This window comes from Stenotrophomonas sp. 2694, assembly GCF_040548715.1.
Taxonomy (GTDB): Bacteria; Pseudomonadota; Gammaproteobacteria; order Xanthomonadales; family Xanthomonadaceae; genus Stenotrophomonas; species Stenotrophomonas indicatrix.
This window is the reverse complement of sequence record NZ_JBEPSG010000002.1, coordinates 271,662-292,009: the sequence shown is the minus strand read 5'-3', so window position 1 is coordinate 292,009 and position 20,348 is coordinate 271,662. Positions and strand designations below refer to the sequence as shown.

At 67.6% G+C, this 20,348-nt stretch carries 22 protein-coding genes; 20 read left to right on the top strand and 2 right to left on the bottom strand.

Annotated elements, in window-relative coordinates; all coding sequences use genetic code 11:
- Positions 1-13: 13 nt before the first annotated feature.
- Entirely contained in the window at positions 14-1,195 is a 1,182-nt protein-coding gene (locus ABIA73_RS04080; RefSeq protein ID WP_354275465.1) for an MFS transporter, read from the bottom strand.
- A 79-nt stretch (positions 1,196-1,274) separates the two neighbouring features.
- Between ABIA73_RS04080 and ABIA73_RS04075 the strand changes: the two genes are divergently transcribed.
- From ABIA73_RS04075 to map, 15 genes are all read left to right on the top strand, one after another.
- A complete protein-coding gene (locus ABIA73_RS04075) occupies positions 1,275-1,724 on the top strand; it encodes a winged helix-turn-helix transcriptional regulator (protein WP_025873775.1) in 450 nt (149 codons plus the stop codon).
- 74 nt (positions 1,725-1,798) lie between these two features.
- Positions 1,799-2,923 carry a metallophosphoesterase gene (locus ABIA73_RS04070; protein ID WP_263929714.1) on the top strand — a complete coding sequence of 375 codons (1,125 nt, stop codon included), beginning with the start codon at positions 1,799-1,801 and terminating at the stop codon, positions 2,921-2,923.
- Between the two features lie 131 nt (positions 2,924-3,054).
- Positions 3,055-3,726 (top strand): response regulator, encoded by a 672-nt coding sequence (locus tag ABIA73_RS04065; RefSeq protein WP_025873777.1) that lies wholly within the window; start codon positions 3,055-3,057, stop codon positions 3,724-3,726.
- Positions 3,723-5,102 (top strand): sensor histidine kinase, encoded by a 1,380-nt coding sequence (locus tag ABIA73_RS04060; protein WP_025873778.1) that lies wholly within the window; start codon positions 3,723-3,725, stop codon positions 5,100-5,102. Before ABIA73_RS04065 ends, ABIA73_RS04060 begins: the two co-directional genes overlap by 4 nt.
- A 79-nt stretch (positions 5,103-5,181) precedes the next feature.
- Positions 5,182-6,018 (top strand): alpha/beta hydrolase, encoded by an 837-nt coding sequence (locus tag ABIA73_RS04055; RefSeq protein ID WP_025873779.1) that lies wholly within the window; start codon positions 5,182-5,184, stop codon positions 6,016-6,018.
- A 1-nt stretch (position 6,019) separates the two neighbouring features.
- Complete coding sequence (locus tag ABIA73_RS04050; RefSeq protein ID WP_025873780.1) at positions 6,020-6,379, top strand: EamA family transporter; 360 nt, start codon at positions 6,020-6,022, stop codon at positions 6,377-6,379.
- A complete protein-coding gene (locus ABIA73_RS04045) occupies positions 6,376-6,774 on the top strand; it encodes a DMT family transporter (RefSeq protein WP_025873781.1) in 399 nt (132 codons plus the stop codon). The genes ABIA73_RS04050 and ABIA73_RS04045 overlap by 4 nt, the downstream gene beginning before the upstream one ends.
- Positions 6,771-7,973 (top strand): DegT/DnrJ/EryC1/StrS family aminotransferase, encoded by a 1,203-nt coding sequence (locus ABIA73_RS04040; RefSeq protein ID WP_218788995.1) that lies wholly within the window; start codon positions 6,771-6,773, stop codon positions 7,971-7,973. Before ABIA73_RS04045 ends, ABIA73_RS04040 begins: the two co-directional genes overlap by 4 nt.
- Positions 7,974-8,135: 162 nt before the next feature.
- A complete protein-coding gene (locus tag ABIA73_RS04035) occupies positions 8,136-8,822 on the top strand; it encodes an MtnX-like HAD-IB family phosphatase (protein WP_059063537.1) in 687 nt (228 codons plus the stop codon).
- Between the two features lie 48 nt (positions 8,823-8,870).
- Positions 8,871-10,271 (top strand): aspartate aminotransferase family protein, encoded by a 1,401-nt coding sequence (locus tag ABIA73_RS04030; RefSeq protein WP_032976023.1) that lies wholly within the window; start codon positions 8,871-8,873, stop codon positions 10,269-10,271.
- Positions 10,272-10,303: 32 nt separating this feature from the next.
- Positions 10,304-11,368 carry a GNAT family N-acetyltransferase gene (locus tag ABIA73_RS04025; protein ID WP_279208536.1) on the top strand — a complete coding sequence of 355 codons (1,065 nt, stop codon included), beginning with the start codon at positions 10,304-10,306 and terminating at the stop codon, positions 11,366-11,368.
- A gap of 3 nt (positions 11,369-11,371) precedes the next feature.
- Positions 11,372-12,256 (top strand): arginase family protein, encoded by an 885-nt coding sequence (locus ABIA73_RS04020; RefSeq protein WP_279208537.1) that lies wholly within the window; start codon positions 11,372-11,374, stop codon positions 12,254-12,256.
- 186 nt (positions 12,257-12,442) lie between these two features.
- Positions 12,443-12,802, top strand: a complete 360-nt coding sequence (locus ABIA73_RS04015) for a bleomycin resistance protein (RefSeq protein WP_354275464.1) — start codon at positions 12,443-12,445, stop codon at positions 12,800-12,802.
- 67 nt (positions 12,803-12,869) lie between these two features.
- The gene (locus tag ABIA73_RS04010; RefSeq protein WP_025873788.1) at positions 12,870-13,082 is read left to right on the top strand and encodes a ParD-like family protein; all 213 of its coding nucleotides are present in this window, start codon (positions 12,870-12,872) and stop codon (positions 13,080-13,082) included.
- 10 nt (positions 13,083-13,092) lie between these two features.
- Positions 13,093-13,875, top strand: a complete 783-nt coding sequence (gene map / locus ABIA73_RS04005) for a type I methionyl aminopeptidase (protein WP_025873789.1) — start codon at positions 13,093-13,095, stop codon at positions 13,873-13,875.
- Here map and ABIA73_RS04000 read toward each other — a convergent pair.
- Complete coding sequence (locus tag ABIA73_RS04000; protein WP_025873790.1) at positions 13,872-14,486, bottom strand: LysE/ArgO family amino acid transporter; 615 nt, start codon at positions 14,484-14,486, stop codon at positions 13,872-13,874. The two genes, map and ABIA73_RS04000, sit on opposite strands and share 4 nt — an antisense overlap.
- Before the next feature lie 104 nt (positions 14,487-14,590).
- On the opposite strand from ABIA73_RS04000, the gene ABIA73_RS03995 reads away from it, so the two are divergent.
- The 5 genes from ABIA73_RS03995 (at position 14,591) to ABIA73_RS03975 (ending at position 20,274) form a co-directional block, all read left to right on the top strand.
- On the top strand, positions 14,591-15,484 hold the full coding sequence (locus tag ABIA73_RS03995) for a LysR family transcriptional regulator ArgP (protein ID WP_313282873.1): 894 nt from the start codon (positions 14,591-14,593) through the stop codon (positions 15,482-15,484).
- 111 nt (positions 15,485-15,595) lie between these two features.
- Complete coding sequence (locus ABIA73_RS03990) at positions 15,596-16,972, top strand: TolC family protein (protein ID WP_170919598.1); 1,377 nt, start codon at positions 15,596-15,598, stop codon at positions 16,970-16,972.
- Entirely contained in the window at positions 16,965-17,978 is a 1,014-nt protein-coding gene (locus ABIA73_RS03985; RefSeq protein WP_354275463.1) for an HlyD family secretion protein, read from the top strand. Before ABIA73_RS03990 ends, ABIA73_RS03985 begins: the two co-directional genes overlap by 8 nt.
- Complete coding sequence (locus ABIA73_RS03980; protein WP_354275462.1) at positions 17,963-19,150, top strand: ABC transporter permease; 1,188 nt, start codon at positions 17,963-17,965, stop codon at positions 19,148-19,150. The genes ABIA73_RS03985 and ABIA73_RS03980 overlap by 16 nt, the downstream gene beginning before the upstream one ends.
- On the top strand, positions 19,147-20,274 hold the full coding sequence (locus ABIA73_RS03975; RefSeq protein WP_354275461.1) for an ABC transporter permease: 1,128 nt from the start codon (positions 19,147-19,149) through the stop codon (positions 20,272-20,274). The genes ABIA73_RS03980 and ABIA73_RS03975 overlap by 4 nt, the downstream gene beginning before the upstream one ends.
- Positions 20,275-20,348: the final 74 nt, after the last annotated feature.

Sequence of the window (20,348 nt, the reverse complement as noted above, 5' to 3'; positions counted from 1 at the left end):
GGCGGTCTCGACGCTACGCAGCGGCCTTGCGCGGTATGCGCCACGTCGCCCACCACGTCAGTGCGAGCAGCGCGATGCCCGCGCCCAGCGCGCACACCGCCGGCCACCCATAGCGCGCCTGCGTCCAGGTGCCTGCCGCAGCCCCCACACCGCTGCCCACGGCATAGAACAGCATGTACAGCGCCACCAGGCGTCCATGCTGTTCGGCCGGTGCACGCAGCAGCAGGGCCTGGTTGGACACATGCATCGCCTGCCCGCCCAGATCCAGCACCACTACGCCCAGCAGCAACAGGGCCAGCGAGTACGGCAGGCCCAGCAACGGCACCCAGGCGACCAGCATCAGCAGCAGCGCCCCCAGGCTCACCCGGTGGGCAAGGCCACGATCCATCCAGTGCCCGACCCGCGCTGCCAGTAGTGCGCCGATGATGCCGGCCAGGCCCAGCGCGCCGATGGCGGCGGTCGACCAGTTCAACGGCGGCGCCGACAACGGCAGTGGCACTGCGGCCCAGAACACGTTGAGACCGGCAAACAGGAACAATGCCAGCGGCCCGCGTTCGCGCAGCGCGCGATCCTGCCGCAGCATATCGGCCATCGAACGCAGCAGGTTGCGCCACGACGGCGGCATTGCGGGCACCGGCACGTGCGGCAGGCGCCGCCACAGCAGCAGTGCCAGCGCCGCCATCAGCAATGCCGACAGCAGGTACACCGCGCGCCATCCCGCTACGGCGGCTACCGCACCTGAGACCACGCGTGCCGATAGGAGGCCGATGAACACGCCGCCCTGGACCATGCCGACCACCCGCCCGCGTTGCTCCGGTGCAGCGAGGTTGGCGGCGTAGGCGATCAGTCCCTGGGTGAGCGCGGTACCCAGCAGACCCGCCAGCAGCATGCCCGACAGCAACCACGCGGTACTGCGGGCGGCGGCCAGCCATAGCAGCGCCACCACCAGCGCCAGCAGTTGCACCCGCAGCAGTCGACGGCGGTCGCCACGGTCGGCCAACGGCAGCAGACCGAGCAGGGCCAGCACGCTGCCGGCCTGGGTGGCAGCCAGCACTGCACCGGCCACGGCGGCATCCAGGGCGAAATCATGGGCCAGGCGCTCCAGCAGCGGCTGCGCGAAATAGACATTGGCCACGCTGGCACCGGCAGCAATGGCGAGCAGGCCCAACACGGGGCGGGACAGCGAAGGCATCATCAGTGTGGTTGCATTTTGAAACCAGGTGCACGGTAGCGCCACTGGTTTTAAACTGCAACCACAATCGAGGGAGTCCGCCATGCACGCCAACAGCCCCTGCCCCGTGGCCCGCAGCGCCGATCTGCTCGGCGACCGCTGGGCATTGCTGGTCATCCGCGATGCCTTCGATGGCGTCAGTCGCTTTGGCGATTTCCAGCGCAGCCTGGGCGCGGCGCGCAACATCCTCAGCGACCGCCTGCGGCGCCTGGTCGAGGCGGGGCTGCTGGTGCAGCAGCCCGCCGCCGATGGCAGCGCCTACCACGACTATGTGCTGTCCGCAGCCGGCCAGGACCTGTTCCCGCTGCTGGTGGCCCTGCGCCAATGGGGAGAACGGCATTGCTTCGCTGCTGGCGAAGCGCACTCGCAACTGATCGAATCCAGCAGCCGCCGGCCACTACCCTACATGCAACCCCATGGCCGTGACGGCCAGCCCGTGCGCGCCGCCGATACCCGCGTGCGCAAGCTCAAGGGGGAAGGCGGCCGGGCCTGATCCGCCCGTTCGCGCACACCGGTGGCGTCCGTGGGCGGTTAGCATCGCTCGTCTCCTGCCGCTGGATGCCGCCGATGCCGAACCACGCCCGAACCCTGTCGATCCTGCTGCCACTGGTCCTGCTGCTGGCCGCACCACCGGCCTCTGCCCGCGACGTGGCAGCACCTGCAGAGCACGTGGACAGCGACGGCCCTTACCTGTTCCGTGAGGGCGCGCAGCTGAAAGCGCAGTGGATCTGCCAGGACCAGGTGGAAACCCACAGCGTGCAGGCCGGCACCGATGGCACGGAGGTTGCCGCGCGCTGCGGCTACCCGCATGCGGTGCATGTGCTGCCGCCGAGCGCGCCGTCGGCATCGGTACTGCCGGCCGTGCCGCGCATCGTCGCCGTGTCCGACATCCACGGCCAGTACGCGCTGCTGGTCCGCCTGCTGCGCGCCAACCGGGTGATTGACACGCAGGACCGCTGGGCACTGGGCACGGATACGCTGGTGATCGCCGGCGACGTGTTCGATCGCGGCCCGCAGGTGACCGAAGCGTTCTGGCTGCTGTATGGCCTGCAGCAGCAGGCGGCGGCCGCCGGTGGCGCGGTGCATTTCGTGCTCGGCAACCACGAGACCATGGTGCTGTACGACGACCTGCGTTACGTCAATCCGAAATACCTGCGCAGCGCGCAGCTGCTCGGTCGCAGCTATCCGCAGCTGTATGGTGCCGACTCGGTGATCGGCCAGTGGCTGCGCACGCGGCCGGTGCTGCTGCAGATCGGCGATACCCTGTTCCTGCATGGCGGCATCTCGCCCGAAGCGGTGCAGATGGCATTGCACCCGGCCCACACCAATGCCGCCTACCAGGCCTCGCTGGGCATTCCCAAGGCCGAGGTGAAGGCAGACCCCGCCACCGCACCGTTGTACGACGGCAAGACCAGCCCGATCTGGTACCGCGGCTACTTCGACGGGCGCCTGGACAGCCAGGGCGTACAGGCGGTGCTCGACCGTCTCCAGCTCAAGCGCATCGTGGTCGGCCACACCTCGATGCCACACGTCAGCAGCTTCCACGACGGCCGCGTGATTGCCATCGACAGCAGCATCAAGAATGGCGAGAACGGCGAACTGCTGTTCATCGAGGACGGCAAGCTCAGTCGCGGCCTGCTGGACGGATCGCGGGTGCCGCTGGCCGAGGGCCAGCCTGGCCTGCAGGACTGAACGAAGGGCCAGCGCCGGGTGCGCCTGGCCCCCCCACGCCTGCCACCTCCACCCCGTTTGCCGCTACCCTCGGCAGCCGAGAGGCCCGCCCTGTCCAGCGGGCGGCCCATCCGCCCCCAGGAGCCCCGCGCATGCGCGTACTCATCGCAGAAGACGACCCGGACATCGCCTCTGGCCTGTGCGCCTCGATGCGCCGGCAGGGCCACGTGGTCGACCACGTGGACAACGGCGCGCATGCCGATGCAGCCCTGAACTCCACCCAGTACGCGCTGCTGGTGCTGGATCTGGGCCTGCCCCAGCTGGATGGCCGCGACGTGCTGCAGCGGTTGCGCCAGCGCGGCGATGGCCTGGCCGTGCTGGTGGTCACCGCACGCGATGGCCTGGCCGAGCGCGTGCGGGTGCTCGACCTGGGAGCCGACGACTACCTGGTCAAGCCCTTCGCCCTGGACGAATTCGAAGCACGCGTGCGCGCACAGCTGCGCCGGGTCACCAGCAACGGCAACCCCGACCTGCGCATCGGCCGGCTGCGCCTGGACCTGACCGGGCACCGGGTGTGGATAGACGAGCAGACGCTGGAACTGACCGCGCGCGAGTTCGGCCTGCTGTCCGCCCTGGCGGTGCGTGCCGAGCGCATCGTCTCGCGTGCGCAGCTGGTGGAGGCCCTGTGCGACTGGGGCCAGGACCTGACCGACAACGGCCTGGACATCGCCCTGCACCGCCTGCGCCGCAAGCTGCAGCCGGGCGGCATGGGCATCCGCACGGTGCGCGGGCTGGGCTACATGCTGGAAGACGCCAGCGCGTGATCAGCGGACCGCCCAGCCTGCGCCGGCGCCTGCTCGCCTTCCTGGCATTGCCGATGCTGGGCCTGCTGACCTTCAACACGCTGCTGGCCTACTACGTGGCGCTGGACTACTCCAACCGCATCCACGACCGCAACCTGACCGATGACACCGTGTCGTTCGCACAGATGCTCAGCACGATGCCGGTCAGCAGCGACCTGTCTCCGCAGGCACGTTTTCTGATCGAGTACGACCCCGACGGTCATCGCTACTTCAACGTCGACAGCAGCCGCTTGGGCACCATCGCCGGCAACGCAGATTTCAGCGCCTATGCGCCCTCGCAGGACTGCAGCGGCACGCACCCGGCGCTGTACGAAGGTGAGTTGAACGGCCAGCAGGTGCGCATGTCGACGGTCTGCACCCAGGCGATGAACGATCCGCAGGACCAGCTGGCAGTGACCGTGGCCGAAAGCATGGCCGACCGTCGCCAGCGTGCGCGCGAGATCCTGATGATCGTCATTCCGCTGATGGCCATGCTGGCGCTGGGAATGGCCGCGCTGGTCTGGTTCGGCGTCACCCACGGCCTGCGTATCCTGACCCCGCTGACCTCGCGCCTGGCCCAGCGCCGCGGCGAGCTGGCACCGATTTCCGACGCGGACGTGCCCGAGGAAATCCAGCCCCTGATCAGCACCATCGATGGCCTGTTCGCGCGGCAGGCGGAAATGATCACGCTGCAGAACCGCTTCATTGCCGATGCCGCCCACCAGTTGCGCTCGCCGCTGGCGGGCATGGCACTGCACGTGGACCAGGCACTGGCGCACGGCGATCCAGAGACCGTGCGCGAAGCGCTGCAGAACATCCGCCGGCTCAACCAGCGCACCGCTCGCGTCAGCACCCAGCTGCTGGCGTTGAGCCGGGCACAGACCGTGCCGGAGACGGTGGAGGCGCTGGATGTGTCCGAGCTGGTGCCGCAATGGGTGGGCATGCGCGTGCCCGAAGCGATCCGCGATGGCATCGACCTGGGCTACCTGGGTCCGCAGCAGCCGGTGCGGATACTGGGCAACGGCGCACTGCTGCACGAGGCGCTGGACAATCTGATCGACAACGCCCTGCGCTACGCCGGCGCGGATGCGACCGTCACCGTCGGCGTGCAGGCCCTGGACGACAACGATGTCGAGCTGTACGTCGAAGACAATGGCCCGGGCGTGCCCGAGGACGTGATGTCGCGGCTGGGGGAGCGCTTCTTCCGTGCGCCCGGCACTGCAGCCAGCGGCACCGGCCTGGGCCTGGCCATCGCCCATGAGGCCGTCGAGCACCTGGGCGGACGCCTGGGCTACCTCAACCGCCCCGGCGGTGGCCTGAAGGTGTCCATCACCATACCGTTGCTGAAGGGCCCTTGATCCAGACGGACCGTTGAAAGGTTGCCGAAAATCGCGCTTGCGATGCTGACCTTCCCGACTGCCGCGCTGGAGCCGACTGGTGCCTGCATCCCATGAGTTCTTTCTTCCCGGTGGCCCGCAGGGTGTCCTGCTGATCCATGGCCTGACCGGCACGCCCGCCGAAATGCGCATGCTGGGCAAAGGGCTGAACAACGCGGGCTTCAGCGTGCATGGCGTGCAGTTGCCGGGTCACTGCGGCAGCGTCGAAGACCTGCTGCAGACCCGCTGGGAACAGTGGTACCAGGGCGTGGAAGATGCGGCGGCGGACCTGCGTGGCAAGGTCGACCAGCTGTTCGTCGGCGGCCTGTCGATGGGGGCGGTGCTGGCGCTGGCGCTGGCCGCGCGGCGGCCGGACTGGGTCTCCGGCGTGGGGGTGTACGGCGCCACGTTCCGCTACGACGGCTGGAACATTCCGGCGGTCGCACGCTTCTCGTTCCTGCTGCCGTGGTTCAAGCGCCTGGGCATCGGCCGCGACCGCATGTTCATGGAAGAGCCGCCGTACGGCCTGCGCGACGAGCGCCTGCGTGCGCAGGTCAGCGCCGCCATGCTCTCTGGTGACAGTGCCGCTGCCGGCCTGCCAGGCAACCCGTGGCATGCCTTGGCCGAAATGCGTGCACTGAGCACCTGGACACGCCGTCACCTGCACCAGGTCACGGCACCATGCCTGGTGATGCATGCCCGCGAGGATGACGTGGCCAGCATGGGCAATGCCGAACTGGTGATCTCGCGCGTCAGCGGACCGACCGAACTGGTTGTACTGGAAGACAGCTACCACATGATCACCATCGATCGCGAACGGCGCGAAGTGATCCGCCGCAGCGCGCGCTTCTTCAGCGACATCGGCGAACGTGCGGGCGTGCTGCAGGCGGTCGCCTGAGATGGGATCGCTTGCGACCCTGCTGTGGCTGGTCAACGTGGTGCTCGATACCGGCGGCCAGTTGGCCTTCAAGGCTGCCGCCAGCGACCCGCAGGATGGCGAAGGCCTGCAGCGCTGGAAACACATGTTCGGCCGTCCCTGGCTGTGGCTGGGCATCGCCTGCTACGTGCTTGAATTCGTCGCCTGGATCGCCTTCCTGTCGCTGGTGCCGTTGTCGCAGGGCGTGCTGCTCGGCTCGATCAACATCGTCGCGCTGATGGTGGCCGGCCGCATCCTGTTCCGCGAGCGGCTGACGCCGTTGCGGGTGACCGGCATGCTGCTGGTCAGCGCCGGCGTTGCCGTGGTCGGAGCCGGAACATGAGGCGGCTGTACCTGGTCGGCTTCCCGCTGCTGATGGCCTTCGACACCCTGGCCCAGCTGTGCTTCAAGTATGCCGGCGACGCCGCGCTGCCGGTCGAGGCCAACAGCGCATGGCTGCTGCGCGTGCTGTCACAGCCTTGGGTATACGGCGCGATGCTCGGTTACGTCGGCGCGTTCTTCACCTGGATGAGCCTGCTGCGGCACGCGCCGATCGGCCCTGCGTTCGCGGCCTCGCACCTGGAAGTGATCAGCGTGCTGCTGCTGTCGGCGTGGCTGCTGCACGAACCGTTGACGCTGCATCACCTGATCGGTGCGGTGCTGATCGTGGCCGGCATCATCTGCCTGGGCCGTGCCGAGGCGGATGATCCGCATGCTGTTACCGAAGCAGCCCCGTGAGCCTGCTGTCGCGCGAGTTGCCTCCCACCGCTGGGTTGCCCCTGCAGGCCGGCGATTTCCTTCCCGGCGGCGGCGACCTGTGCACGATTCTCGCCGAGCAGCTGGGCACGCCGCCGCTGCAGCTGACCTGCTCGGGCACCCATGCCCTGCTGATTGCCCTGCGCACCCTGCGCAGGCGCGCGCCGCAGCGCGATACGGTGATCCTGCCGGCCTATACCTGTCCGCTGGTACCGATTGCCGTGCACAGCCTCGGCCTGCGCATACACCTGTGCGATACCCGCCGCGACCATTTCGATTTCGACCCGGTGGCGCTGCACGCCGCAGCCGATGCACGCACGCTGGCGATCGTGCCCACGCATCTGGGCGGGCGCATCGCCGATGTTGATCGCGCATGCTCCATTGCGCACCGCGTCGGTGCGTGGGTGATCGAGGACGCTGCACAGGCACTGGGTGCACGCGTGGCCGGCAACAGCGTCGGCCTGCGCGGCGACATCGGCTTCTTCAGCCTGGCCGCCGGCAAGGGCCTGAGCCTGCATGAGGGCGGCCTGCTGCTGACACGTGATGAAGAACTGCGTGCGGCATTGATCGAGCAGGCCGCAGGACACACGCCCTTCAACCCGCGCTGGGAGCTGACCCGCAGCCTGCAGCTGCTGGGCCTGGCGGCCTGCTACCGCCCTTCCCTGCTGTCGCTGGTGTATGGAAATCCGCTGCGGCGTTCCCTGCGCCGTGGCGACCTGGAAGCTGCGGTGGGTGATGTGTTTCCGTTGGCTATTCCGCAGCATCGCGTCAGCCGCTGGCGGCAGAACGTCGGGGCACACGCTGCACAGCGCCTGCCCGCCTTCCTGCAGGCCGCCCGCCTGCGCGCGCTGCAGCTGCGCGTGCAGCTGGAATCGCTGCCTGCCGTTGAAGTGGTGGACGGGATGCCTGGCACTCTTGGCACCTGGCCGATGCTGATGCTGCTGCTGCCCAGCGAACGTGCGCGTGACAAAGCGCTTTCATCGCTGTGGCAGCGCGGCCTGGGTGTCAGCCGCATGTTCATCCACGCCCTGCCGGACTATGCCTATCTGCGAGGCGTCGTCGCAGACGCGGACGTACCCAATGCCCGCGACTTCGCCGCCCGCTCCCTGACCGTGGGCAACAGCCCCTGGCTGACCCACGAAGACAGCTGCGAGATCGTGAAGGTACTGGCTGGCCAGTAGAGGCTGAAGGCGAGCAAAGCCTGCTTCGCGCTCACTGGCTGAACGTTTCCCGAGTGCCTCCGTTCGGGCTTTCAGGTGGAAAGGAACGAGAAAGACGGCCTGCCTACATTGGCCCCGTCGCCGGCATCGTGCCAAGGCCTCTCTTCATCGACGGAGCTGCCCATGCAATGGAGCATCCTGTGTGACTTCGATGGCACCATCAGCCTCGAGGACGTCATTGATTCGCTGCTGGAAAACTTCGGCCAGCCCGGTTGGCAGCAGCTGGAAGACCAGTGGCGCTCGGGCGAGATCGGTTCGCGTGAATGCATGCAGGGCCAGGTCCGCCTGCTGAAGCTGGATCCGGCCACCCTCGATGCACACCTGGACCAGGTACGGATCGATCCGGGCTTCGCCGCCTTCGTCAATCGCGCGCAGGCGTTGGGCCTGCCACTGCGCATCGTCAGCGACGGCCTGGACTACGCAATCCATCGCATCCTCGCCAACCACGGCCTGCCGCCGCTGCCTGTGGTGGCCAACCACCTGCGCTGGTCTGACGGCCATTGGCAGCTTGAATCTCCGTACCAGGCCGAAGGCTGCCGCAGCGGCACCTGCAAGTGCACCTGCGCGGCGCAGGCGCGTGCTGACGAAGCTCCCCGCGTGCTGATGATCGGCGATGGCGCCTCCGATTTCTGCGTGTCCGAACACGCCGATTTCGTGTTCGCCAAGCGCCGCCTGATTGCCCATTGCACCGACGCCGGCATTCCCCACGCCGCCATCGACACCTTCCACGACGCTACTGCGCTGCTGCCGCGCCTGCTCGACGGCAGCCTGCTTCAGCCCTCGCTTCCGCGGCTGCTCGCCACCGCCTGATCGCTCCGCCCGTTGCTTCCTTTGAATGCCCTCTCCGGAACCGAACCGATGAATATTTTTGACAAGAACGCCGATGCCGCCATCACCGATGCACAGCTGCTGGCAGACGAAGCCCGCTACAGCTCCTTCGGCGACACCGTGCACTACGTTGATCCGCCGAAGATCTTCCAGCGCTGCGAAGGCAGCTACATGTTCGATGCCGCCGGAACCCCCTATCTCGATCTGCAGATGTGGTACTCGGCCTGCAACTTCGGTTACGCCAACCAGCGCCTGAACAATGCGCTGAAGGACCAGATCGACACCCTGCCGCAGGTCGCCAGCCAGTATCTGCACCCCACGCGCGTGCAGCTGGCCAAGACCATCGCGGTGGACATGCACGAGAAGTTCGGCCTCGATGGCCGCGTGCACTTCAACGTCGGTGGTGCGCAGGCGGTGGAGGATTCGCTGAAGATCGTCCGCAACGCGCGCAACGGCAAGAGCCTGATGTTCGCGTTTGAAGGCGGCTACCACGGCCGCACCCTCGGCGCCTCGTCGATCACCTCCAGCTACCGCTACCGCCGCCGCTACGGCCATTTCGGCGAACGCGCGATGTTCATCCCGTTCCCGTATCCGTTCCGTCGCCCGAAGGGCATGACCCCGGACGAGTACTCCGACCACTGCGTGCACCAGTTCGAGCGCCTGTTCGAAAGCGAGTACAACGGCGTGTGGGATCCCAAGGTCGGCCAGGCCGAGTACGCCGCGTTCTACGTAGAGCCGATCCAGGGCACCGGCGGCTACGTCATTCCGCCGCGCAACTTCTTCAAGGGCCTCAAGCGCGTGCTGGACAAGTACGGCATCCTGATGGTCGTCGATGAGATCCAGATGGGCTTCTGGCGCACCGGCAAGCTGTGGGCCATCGAACACTTCGATGTCACCCCGGACGTGCTGGTGTTCGGCAAGGCGCTGACCAATGGCCTCAACCCGTTGTCGGGCCTGTGGGCGCGCGAAGAGCTGATCAACCCGACCGTGTTCCCGCCGGGCTCCACCCACTCCACCTTCAACTCCAATCCGCTGGGCACGCGCCTGGGCCTGGAAGTGCTGAAGCTGGGCAAGGAGATGGACTACGAGCGCACCGTGCCGGAGAAGGGGGCCTACTTCCTCGACGGCCTGCGCGGTCTGCAGAAGCGCCATCCGGAAATCGGCGATGTTGATGGCCTCGGCCTGGCACTGCGTGCGGAAATCTGCGCCGCCGATGGCTTCACCCCGAACCGTGAACTGCTGGACCGCATGGTCGACATCGGCCTGGCCGGCGACCTGCTGCACGACGGCAAGCGCATGGGCCTCGTGCTCGATGTGGGTGGCTGGTACAAGAACGTGATCACCTTCGCGCCCTCGTTGAACATCAGCTACGAAGAGATCGACCTGGCGATTACCCTGCTGGACCAGCTGCTGACCAAGGCCAAGGGCTGAGCGGGAATGCGCTGCCGGTTCCCGTGCCCCGCATGGACATGATCCCGCGTGTATCCAGCAGCGCGCTGGAACCGGCCGCGCTGCTGGAGGGCTTCCTGGCCCACCCTCCCCTGGGGTTCGATGCCAGCCGCCTGCCCAGCGGCCTGCCCAGTTTCCGTGCGCCATTGGATCTGACCACAACCCTGGACGATGCACTGCGCTCGCGCCTGCTGGGGCTGCCGCTGTCGCGCCTGTGGCGGCCGTGGCTGACCTGGCAGACGCGGTTCATCGGTGCCACCAGCACCGAGTACACACCGCTGCCGGCGCATGTGTCGGCGGCTGCACTGGCCGACGACGTGCTGCGCCATGGCGTCGGTGACAGCCGGCTGCTGGTGGTCAAGGATCTGGCGATCGATTCGCCCTTGCTGGACGATGCCGCCAACGCACACAGCCACGCCTTCCTGCAGGCGCTGGAAGCACGCGGTTTCATCCCGCTGGAAGGCATGCCGCTGGCATGGGTGGCGATCGATTTCGATTGCATCGACGCCTATCTGGCTCGCCTGTCCGCAGCGCGTCGCAAGAACATCCGGCGCAAGCTGCGCTCACGCAGCAACCTGCAGATCGACTGCATCGCCACCGGTGACCCTGCCCTTGCCGAACCGCGGCTGCAGGCCGAACTGCATGCGCTGTACCTGCAGGTGTATGCACAGAGCGCCGTGCATTTCGACCGGCTCGAGCTACCCTTCTTCCAGCACCTGCTGGCAGACACGCAGGGACAGGGGCGCTTGTTCCTTTACCGCCACAACGGCGAGCTGATCGGCTGGAACCTGTGCTACGTGCATGCCGGCAAGCTGGTGGACAAGTACATCGGCCTGTCCTATCCGCAGTCGCGCGACCACAACCTGTACTCGGTCAGCTGGATGCACAACCTGGAATACGCGTTGCAGCACGGCCTCAGCCACTACGTTGCCGGCTGGACCGATTCACGCATCAAGGCCGAACTGGGTGCCCGCTTCACCTCCACCGTACACGCGGTGCATGCGCGTTCGCCGCTGCTGCGCGCCGTCCTGCGCAGGCTGGCCCCGCACCTGCAGGCTGAGCCGGATGGAGGAGGCTGACCGATGCAACTGCGTCCGCCGCTGATCCTCGACCTCGATGGTGGCGTACTGCCATTGCCACAGGCACGCACGCTTGCGCTGCAGCACTGGCATGACCCGCTGCGCTTTGCCTGCCGCAACGCCACGCTGTCACGCTTTGCCGGTGAAGTTCTTCGGCCGCTGCCGGCACAGCTCGGCACGGTCATGCTCGGCAGCGGCGACTTCCACCATCTCAGCCTGCCGCTGCTGCAGCACCTGCACACGCGTGCCCCGTTCCAGCTGGTGGTGCTGGACAACCATCCGGACAACATGCGCTTTCCCTTCGGCATGCACTGCGGTTCCTGGGTCAATGCTGCCGCCGCATTGCCGCAGGTATCGCATGTGCATGTGCTGGGCATCACCTCCGCCGATATCGGCCTGGGCCATGCGTGGGAAAACCACTGGCGGCCGCTGCTGGGGCGGCGGCTGACCTACTGGTGCATGGATGTGGATGTGGGCTGGGCCAGCCGCGTGGGCATGGCAGCTGCCTTCCGCCGCTTCGACCATCCCGAGGCCCTGGTCGCCGCGTTCGCCGCCGAACAGGCGCAGGCCCCTCAACCGACCTACCTGTCGATCGACAAGGACGTGTTCGCTGAAGATGTTGCGCGCAGCAACTGGGACCAGGGCCGCTTCCAGCTTGAACACGCACTGATGGTGATCGAGGCCCTGCGCACCGGTGGACTGGTGGGCAGCGACATCACCGGCGAGGTGTCACTTGCCAACTACCAGAGCCGTTTCAAGCGCTGGTTGTCATCGCTGGATGGGCAGCCCGACGTCAGCGCCGATGATCTTCCGGCATGGCAGCAGCAGCACCAGCAGGTGAACCGCGAACTGCTGGCGGCGATGGCCGCCGTTCCGACGGCCTGCTGAGCGGGGGTAGTGCCGGCCGCTGGCCGGTAGCTGTACCACGATGTGCCAACCAAGGTTGGCACCTACCAGACCCAGGCAGAGTCGGTAGTGCCGGCCGCTGGCCGGCAACCTCATTGTTCCCGGGCTCACGAGGATGCCGGCCAGCGGCCGGCACTACACTGGACGTCTGCCCCCGGAGCCGCCGCCATGCCCCAGACCGTCATCCCGCAGCTGCGCATGCGCCATGCCGATACCAGCCTGCCCTTCTACGTGCAGGGACTGGGCTTCATCGTCGACTGGGAGCACCGCTTCGAACCCGGCTTCCCGCTGTTCGCCCAGCTCACCCGCGAAGGCCAGACGATCTTCCTGACCGAACACACCGGCGACTGCGAGGTGGGCGGTGCGGTGTATTTCATCGTCACCGACATCGATGGCCTGCACCGCGCGTTCAGCGCTGCGGGAGTACCCATCGAGCAGCCGCCACACGATACCGACTGGGGAAGCCGCGAGATGCTGATCGTCGACCCGGATGGCAACCGCCTGCGCTTCGCCACCGACGCTGGCTGAATGCCACGCGCTTGAACGGGAATATACGCTTCGTATACGCTTCATATATTCCCAATCGAGAACGCCCATGGGCATCGTCAACATCGATGACACCCTGCACGACCAGCTGCGCCGTGCCTGCACCGTCTCCAACCGCTCGATCAACGCCCAGGCCACGTTCTGGATCCGGGTCGGCATGCTGTGCGAGATGAACCCGACCCTGAGCTTCCAGGACGTCGTCGCCAGTGAACTGCGCGCCGCCGGTGTGCAGCCGCAGCTGCTTGCCCCCGGGCGGGCCTGAGCCGATGGCCATGATCAAGCGCCCCGACGAGATCGACCGCCTGGCCGAGTCCGGACGACTGCTGGCGCAGGTCTTCGCCATGCTCGACGCCCTGCCCCTGCAGGGTCGCAGCACGCTGGAGATCAACGACATCGTCGAGCGGATGATCGTCGACGAGCTGCAGGCGCGGCCCGCCAGCAAGGGGCAGTACGGGTTCCCGTACGTGCTCAACGCCTCGATCGACAACGTCATCTGCCACGGCATGCCGTCGGCCGATGACGTGCTGCGCAATGGCCAGATCGTCAACCTCGACATCACGCTGGAGAAGAACGGCTACATTGCCGATTCCAGCACCACGTATGTTGTGGGTGATGCCGACTACGCCGCGCGCAAGCTGGTGCAGGTGACCTACCAGGCCATGTGGAAAGGCATCGCCGCCGTGCGGCCCGGCGCGCGCCTGGGCGATATCGGCCACGCCATCGCCCGCCACGCGCGCAGCCACGGCTACAGCGTGGTCAAGGAGTACTGCGGCCACGGTATCGGCCAGGAGATGCACGAGGAGCCGCAGATCCTGCATTACGGCCATGCCGGCACCGGCATGGAGCTGCAGGAAGGCATGGTGTTCACCATCGAGCCGATGCTCAACCAGGGCAAGCCTGCCATCCGCCAGCAGCCGGACGAATGGCCGGTGTATACCCGTGACGGCAAGCTGTCGGCGCAGTTCGAGCACACCGTGGCCGTGACCGGCAGCGGCGTGCGCGTGCTGACCCTGCGCCCTGGTGAAACCCCGTTGTGCGCGGTGGATGCGGCCTAGAGCGGGCGCAGCAGCAACAGCAGCGCAAGGCACAGCATGAAGGCCGCCACGCCTGCATCCAGCAACCGCCATGCTGCCGCGTTGCGGAACACCGGCTGCAGCAACCGTGCGCCGAACCCCAGCCCGCAGAACCAGAGCACGCTGGCCACGCAGGCGCCCGCTGCGAACACCCAACGCAGGTCACCCGGGTAGCGCGTGGACAGGCTGCCCAGCAGCACCATCGTATCCAGGTACACGTGCGGGTTGAGCAGGGTGAACGCCAGGCAGGCCAGCAGCACCTGCCGCCGACTGCCACCACTGGCATCGGCCGCGGCCAGCGCGCTGCCACCGCGCCACGCGCGCAGCCCAGCCTGCAGCCCATAGCACAGCAGGAAGGCGGCCCCGCCGAAGCGCAGCACCTGCAACAGCAACGGCCACTGCAGCACCAGCGCCCCCATGCCGCCAACGCCGGCCAGGATCAGCGCGATGTCCGCGCCCATGCAGGCCAGTACCACCATGCCCACGTAGCGGCGCTGCAGCCCCTGGCGCAGCACGAAGGCGTTCTGCGCGCCGATGGCGATGATCAGGCCAGCACCTGCAAACAGACCGGCCAGGGCCGCAGCAATCCACATCCGACGCTCTCCACCTTGAGAAGAGGCGCAGGGTGCGACCAAAGGGCTCGTTAAGGCCAGCTGGTTTTTCTTTATCCTGTGCAGAAAAACTGAAGAGGCACCGCGTGGACCTGGTACATCCGCAGTTGAGCGCCTTCACCGCCGTGCTCGAAGAAGGCAGCTTCGAGGCCGCCGCACGCCGCCTGTCGATCAGCCCGTCGGCGTTGTCGCAACGGATCAAGGCGCTTGAGGACCGGCTGGGCCAGGTGCTGGTGGTGCGCCAGGCCCCGTGCCGGCCTACTGCTGCCGGCGAAGTGCTGCTGCGGCGGGTGCGGCCGATGCAGGCACTGCAGACCGAAGCGCTTGCCGAACTGCTGCCGGAACGCGGCAGCGATGCCACCCGTACGCCGATTCCGCTGGCGGTCAACGACGATTCGCTGGACACCTGGTTCGTCGCCGCCCTCGCCGAGCTGCACCAGCGCCACGGCTACCTGTTCGACCTGCGCATGGACGACCAGGACCACACCCTGGAACTGCTGCGCACCGGCAGCGTGCTTGGCGCGGTCACCGCCGAACGCAGGCCGCTGAAGGGCTGCAACGTGCATCCGCTGGGCGCGATGCGCTACCGCGCCATCGCCTCACCGGCATTTGCGCGCCGCCACTTCAGCGCGGGCATGCAGGCCGAAGCATTGGCCTCGGCGCCGATGATCGTGTTCAACCGCAAGGATGAACTGCAATGGCGTTTCCTGCGCAGGCTCACCCGCGCGCGAATGCAACCGCCCGTACACTACCTGCCCTCCTCCACCGGCTTCGTCGATGCTGCCGCGCGTGGGCTGGGCTGGTGCCTGGCGCCGGAGGCCCTGGTCACGCCAGCGGCAGAGGCCGGGCAGATAGTGGTGCTGGAACCGCGTCGCTGGCTCGACGTACCCTTGTTCTGGCAGCATGCCGCCGTGCGTTCGAGCACGTTGCAACACATCACCCACGCGCTGCGTACCGCCGCGGGCAATACCCTACGTTGAAAAGAGCATGATCCAGACCACCGCAGACCCCGGCTTCACGCGCGGACCACTACCGTTTGCCCACTTCTTCACTACAGGAACGGCATGCGCCTGAGCTGCCCACGGACAAGGATGCATCGCGCGCTCGGCGCTGCCGGCCTGGCCTTGCTGGCCAGCCTGCCGCTGGCTGCAGCGGCACAGACCAGCGCGCCTCCCGCACTGGAATGGGAACAGGCGCGGCAGCGTCTGGAACAGGTCTCCGACGCGCTGGCCGCTGCTGATGCCGGCGTGCGCAACAAGGAAGAACTGCACGAGGCCACCCGCCTGCTGCGCCTGCCGGAGATCACCGGCGAAGTGCGGCGGCTGCAGTTCCAGAAGACACTGACCCTGCCGCTGGGCTCGCTGGCGCCGGTGGCCGAAGCCTTTGGCATCGACTCACCGCTGTCGTTCACCGAGCGCGACTGGCGCACACGGCCGGTGGTCACTGCGGTGCTGCCGCTGTACACCGGCGGCCTGATTCCGGCCGCGCAGCGTGCTGCCGGCGCGGCCAGCGAACAGGCCAGCGCCGAGCGCGAAGCGCAGCGGCAGTCGCTGACCGTGCAACTGGCCCAGGCCTACTTCGGTCAGCGCTTGGCCGAACAGGCAGTGGTCGTGCGCCGCGACGTGCGCGATGGCTTGAACCGCCACCTGTCCGATGCCGAGAAACTGGAACGCGAAGGCTTCGCCACGCGTGCGCAGCGCCTGCAGGCCACCGTCGCCCGCGACAAGGCCGAGCGCGAGTATCAGAAGACGCTCAATGATCTGGCCACGCTGAAGGCTGCGCTGGCCACGCTGTTGCGCAGTGGCGGCGATGTGCAGCCGCTGTCGCCGCTGTTCGTGCAGCGCGCGCCGCTGGAACCGGTCGCCAGCTTCGAGCGTACCGCGCAGGCACGGCAGCCGCAGATCGCCCGCCTGCGGGCGATCGTGGCGCAGGCCGAACAGGGCGTGCGCGTGCAGCAGGCCAAGCTGAAGCCAACGGTATTCCTGTTCGGCCAGTACGACTTCCGCCGCCGCGACGAAATGCTGACCGATCCGGACTGGGCGTTCGGCATCGGCCTGAAGTACACGTTCCTGTCGCCGAACTCACGGCCGGCACAGATCAGTGCGGCACGCGCGCAGCAGGAACAGGCCGAGGCCGGCCTGCGCGAGGCCGAGAACCAGGTCGCGCTGGGTGTGCGCAAGGCCTGGAACGAGCTGGAAACCGCACGCCAGCAGTTCGTGCTGCTGGACAGCAGCATCGCCCAGGCTGACGAGAACCTGCGCCTGCAGGAGCTGGCCTTCCGCGAAGGCCAGGCCACCTCGCTGGACGTGATCGACGCACGGCTCGGTCTTGGCGGTGCCCGCGTCGAACGTGCGCAGGCCGCCTACCAATACGATATCGCCTTGGCACAACTGCTCGAGGTGAGTGGACAGATGGACCGCTTCGAAGACCATCGGCGGCGTGCAGACGAGGTAATTGATCATGAGTGATGTGTTGCACGACGAAGCAACGACGCCCCCGGGCAAGCGCCGGCTGGGGCCGATTCTGCTGGTGGTGCTGCTGGTGGCGGTGGTGCTGGGCCTGTGGCTGGCCTGGCGCAGCCCCGCCGACCAGATCCAGGGCATGGCCGACGCCGACACCCTCAACGTGTCGGCCAAGATCACCGCGCGCGTGGCCGAACTGAAGGTCCGCGAGGGCGATCGCGTGCAGGCCGGGCAGGTGCTGTTCCTGCTCGACAGCCCCGAAGTAGCAGCCAAGGAACAGCAGGCGCACGGCGCACTGGCTGCGGCGCAGGCGGTGGCCGACAAGGCTGCCGAAGGCGCACGCAGCGAAGACATCCGCGCGGCCGAAGCCAACTGGAAGCGCGCCGAAGCCGGTGCCACGCTTGCCGATGCCACCTACCGGCGCGTGCAGAACCTGTTCAACGAAGGGGTGATGACCCGGCAGAAGCGCGATGAAGCGGCGGCCCAGGCCACCAGCTCGCGCGAACTGGCCCGCGCCGCACGCGCCCAGTACGACATGGCGTTGACCGGCGCGCGCGAACAGGACAAGCGTGCCGCGCAGGGCCAGGTGCAGCAGGCCCAGGGTGCGGTGGCGGAAGTCAACGCCGCGCGCGTTGAAGTGGAAGGCCGCGCGCCGGTGGCCGGCGAGATCAACAAGCGCATGGCCGACCCGGGCGAACTGGTACCAGCCGGCTATCCGGTGTTCACCCTGGTCGACATCGACCGCATGTGGGTGTCGATGAACCTGCGCGAATCGCAGATGCAGGGCCTGAAGGTCGGCAGCAAGCTGCAGGGCAGCGTGCCGGCACTCGGCAAGGTCGGTGAGTTCGAGGTCTACTTCATCAATCCCGCAGGCGACTACGCCACTTGGCGCACCACCCGCCAGTCATCGGGCTATGACGTGCGCAGCTTCGAAGTGCGGGTGCGCCCGGTACGCCGCATCGAGGGCTTCCGCCCCGGCATGAGCGTGCTGTTCGCATGGCCGCAGCACTGAACACCAGCCGCAGCAGCTTCGGCAGCTCATGGCAGCGCGAACTGCGCCGGTTGCGCAGCAGCCGTGCGGACCTGGCGCTGGTCACCGTGCTGCCGCTGTTGATGCTGGTGGTTATGGCCTGGATGTTCTCCGCATCGGTGATGCGCGATGTGCCGATTGCCGTGGTCGACCTTGACCACAGCAGCGACAGCCGCCTGCTGCTGCGCATGCTCGACGCCAGCCCCGGCGTGCGCATCGCCCGCCAACCGGTCGATATGGATGAGGCGCGCGCGCAGCTGCGTCGGCTGGAGGTGTTCGCGGTGGTACTGGTGCCGCGCGATGTGACCCGCCAGGCGCTGCGCGGCCGGCAGGGCACGGTGTTTTCCTATTACAACGCCACCTACATGACCACCGGCCAGTCCGCCGCGCGGGATATCGGCGACGCGGTCTCTGCGTGGAACGCGCGGTTGCTGCGCGAACGCATCGGCCTGCAGGTCGGGCCGGGCAAGCTGCGTGCCGCCCCCATCGCGGTGCAGTCGGACATCCTGTTCAATCCGGCGCGCAGCTACGAGCTGTTCCTGCTGCCACTGATCTTCCCGGCGGTACTGTCGCTGGTACTGGCGCTGGCCGTGGCCGGCAGCCTCGGCCGTGAGATCCGCGACGGTACCCTGCCCGCCTGGCTGGGCCATGCACCATGGTCGGCCATTGCCGGCAAGGTGCTGCCCTACGTGCTGCTGTTCTCGTTGTACGGCGCGCTGGGCGCGGCCTACCTGGCCTGGCTGCGTGGCGACGGCATCGCTGGCAGCGTGCTTCTGCTGCTGCTCGCACAGCCGCTGTTCTACCTGGCCACCGCGGCCTATGCCCTGTTCTTCGTTGGCGTTACCCGCGACATGGGCACCGCCCTGTCCGCGGTGGGCTTGAGCATCGGCACCGCGCTGGCGTTCTCCAGCGCCACGTTCCCGGTGATCGACGCACCGTTGTTCACCCGCGTCTGGCACCTGCTGCTGCCGCTCAGCGCCTACATCAAGCTGCAGACCCAGCAGCAGTTCATCGGCTCGCCACTAGCGGTATCGCTATGGCCGCTGGCAACGCTGCTGATGATGATCGTGGTGGCCGGCGGCATCGGCGGCTGGCGCCTGCTTGCGTTCGCGCGCACGCCGAAGGCCGCGCAACCGGCTGAGGCAGGCACATGAGCCGGATCTGGCACAGCCTGCGACAGACCCTGTTGGCCGTGCTCTGCGATCGCTACGCGATCGTGGTGATGGTCGGCGCGGTGATTCTGTACTCGTTCTTCTACCCCGCCGCCTATCGCCATCAGGTGGCCGGCAACCTGCCCGTGCTGGTGGTCGATGAAGACCACAGCGCGACCAGCCGCGAGCTGCTGCGCAAGCTCGATTCGCTGCGCGTGGCCCATGTGGTCGGGCAACCGGCCGACCTGCAGGAAGCGCGCGCACAGCTGGAGGCCGGCCATGCCGAAGGCATCGTGCTTATCCCGGCCAACCTGGAACGCGACATCCTGCGCGGGCATCCGGCCAAACTGGTGCTGCTCGGCAACGGCGCCTATCTTGGCCGCGCCAGCTGGGTGCTGGGCAGCGTGGCCGATGCGCTGGGTGCGTTCGGCCGTGAAGCGGCGGTCACCCAGGCCGCGTTCATGGGCGCGCCACAGGCACCACCGGTCACCCTCGTGCAGCGGCCCTTGTTCAACACCCAGGAAGGCTATGGCAGCGCGATCGTGCCCGGCGTGGCCGAACTGATCGTGCACCAGACGCTGCTGATGGGCATCGGCGTGCTGCTCGGTGGCCGCCGGCTGGTGCTGGGCCGGCGCCTGCAGTTCGACCTGCCCACCCTGACCGGCATGGCCCTTGGCTTCGGCCTGATCGGGCTGTTCGGGCTGTTCTGGTACGCCGGCTTCACCGCCTGGGTGCAGGACTATCCGCGTGGCGGCAACCCGCTCGGCCAGCTGCTCGGCGGCACCCTGTTCATCGCTGCCACGGTGGCGTTCGGCCTGTTCGTCGGCAGCTTCTTCCGCACGCGCGAACGCGCCTTCCAGTACATCATCGCCACCTCGATCCCGCTGTTCTTCCTGGCCAGCCTGTCGTGGCCGGCGGTGATGACCCCGCGCCCGCTGGTGTGGCTGGCGCAGCTGCTGCCGACCACCTCCGGCATCAACCTGATGGTGCGCCTGAACCAGATGGACGCCAGCCTGGCCGAGGTCAGCCACGAACTGATCACCCTGGCCGTGCTGCTGGCGCTGTACGGCGGCCTCGCCCTCTGGCGTCTGCACAGCCCAAAGGGGACGAAGGGGATTAAGTCGTAGCTGGCACGGAGAGGGAGAAATCGACTTAATGCCCTCCGTCCCCTTTTACGGGTCTGGCGCGTACCAGAACGGGA